The organism is Falsiroseomonas oryzae, assembly GCF_027856955.1.
Taxonomy (GTDB): Bacteria; Pseudomonadota; Alphaproteobacteria; order Acetobacterales; family Acetobacteraceae; genus Falsiroseomonas; species Falsiroseomonas oryzae.
The window spans coordinates 1-1400 of the sequence record NZ_JAPSMD010000775.1; the positions used below are offsets into that span (position 1 = coordinate 1).

1 protein-coding gene is annotated in these 1400 nt (G+C 75.9%); it reads right to left on the reverse strand.

Annotation, left to right across the window (positions count from 1 at the left end; all coding sequences use genetic code 11):
* Positions 1-251 precede the first annotated feature (251 nt).
* The coding region (locus OZN99_RS31565) for a YeeE/YedE family protein (protein ID WP_270939145.1) at positions 252-1400 on the reverse strand (1149 nt) is incomplete at its 5' end.

Below are 1400 nucleotides of genomic sequence, written 5' to 3' on the forward strand. Positions count from 1 at the left end.
CCAGGGCCGGGATGCCGCCGGCGCCCGTGCCCCCGGGGCCGTGGCAGCCATAGCAGCCTTCCGCGGCCAGCGGCGCCTGCGCGCGGGCGGGTGCCGCACCAAGCAGCGGCGCGGCGGCAGCGGCGGCCAGCAGGGCGAGGACCGGGGGCTCGGGACGGCGCATCCAATTCTCCGATAATCGATCGTGCAATTTACGATCCGTTCCGGGAAACGAGTAGAATCCCGCGGGCGCGCCTGTCAAACTGAAAAGGTCAGGCCGGCGCTTCCGCCAGGCGCGCCCGCGCCCCGCCAAGGCCGAAGAGCGGCCGCAGCCGCAGCCCTATCCAGTTGCCGGCCAGCGCGGGCAGGATCCACAGCCAGCCATGCAGGCTGCCGCTCGCGATCCCGCCGAAATAGGCGCTGATATTGCAGCCGAAGGCGATCACCGCCCCGTAGCCCAGCAGCAGCCCACCGAGCACGGAGGCCAGCGCCTCGCGCGGCGCCGGCAGGCGCCAATCCGCGCCGCGCCCGGCCAGCGCCGCCGCCAGCGCGGCGCCGGCCATCAGGCCCAGATCCATGATGGTGGTGCGCTCGGCCAGCATCGGGCGCAGCAGCGCCTCGGTACGCGTCGGGTCCTCCCAATAGGGCCAGAAGGCGGGGTCGTCCCAGCCCGTCGCCTCGACCAGGCGAGAGCCCCAGAGCGGGAAGGCGGCGGTGATCGCCCAGGGACGCCCGGCCAGCCAGAGCGTCGCGAAGTTCAGCAGCGCCAGGCCCACAGCGCCCCAGACCAGCGGCCACGGCCCGCGCAGCAGGTCGCCGCCGCGCCAGGCCAGAGGCTCCGCCGCGCCGTGCCGGCGCCGCTCCAGCGCGACGGAGCCGGCCCAGACCAGGGCGAGCACGGCGAGGCTGCAGATCATCGCGGTCCACGTGCCGAGCGCGGCGGGCAGCGAGACCGGCGGCAGGGCAGGCCAGGCCGTCCAGCGCTCGGCGTCCCAGGCGGCAAAGGTGGCGCCGGCGATGAAGGCGGCGAGGGTGATCCACATGCGCAGCCCCTGCCCGCCCGCCGCCGTGTAGAGCGTGCCGGAGGCGCAGCCGCCGCCGAGCTGCATCCCCACGCCGAACAGGAAGGCGCCCACCAGCAGCGCGACGCCGACCGGGAAGACGAAGCCGCGCACCGGCTGGCCCAGGATCGCGCCGGCCTCCAGCGCCGGCAGGAACAGGCAGAGCGCCACGGCCAGCATGACCATCTGCGCGCGCAGCCCCACGCCGCGCCGCTCCGCCAGCAGGCGGCGGAAGGCGCCGGCGAAGCCGAAGGCGGCGTGGAACAGCGTCAGGCCGAGCGCGGCGCCCAGCAACAGCAGCGCCGCCATCCGCCAGCCCTGCGCCAGGCCCAGCGCCGCCGCGGCGGCCAGCAGCAGGCC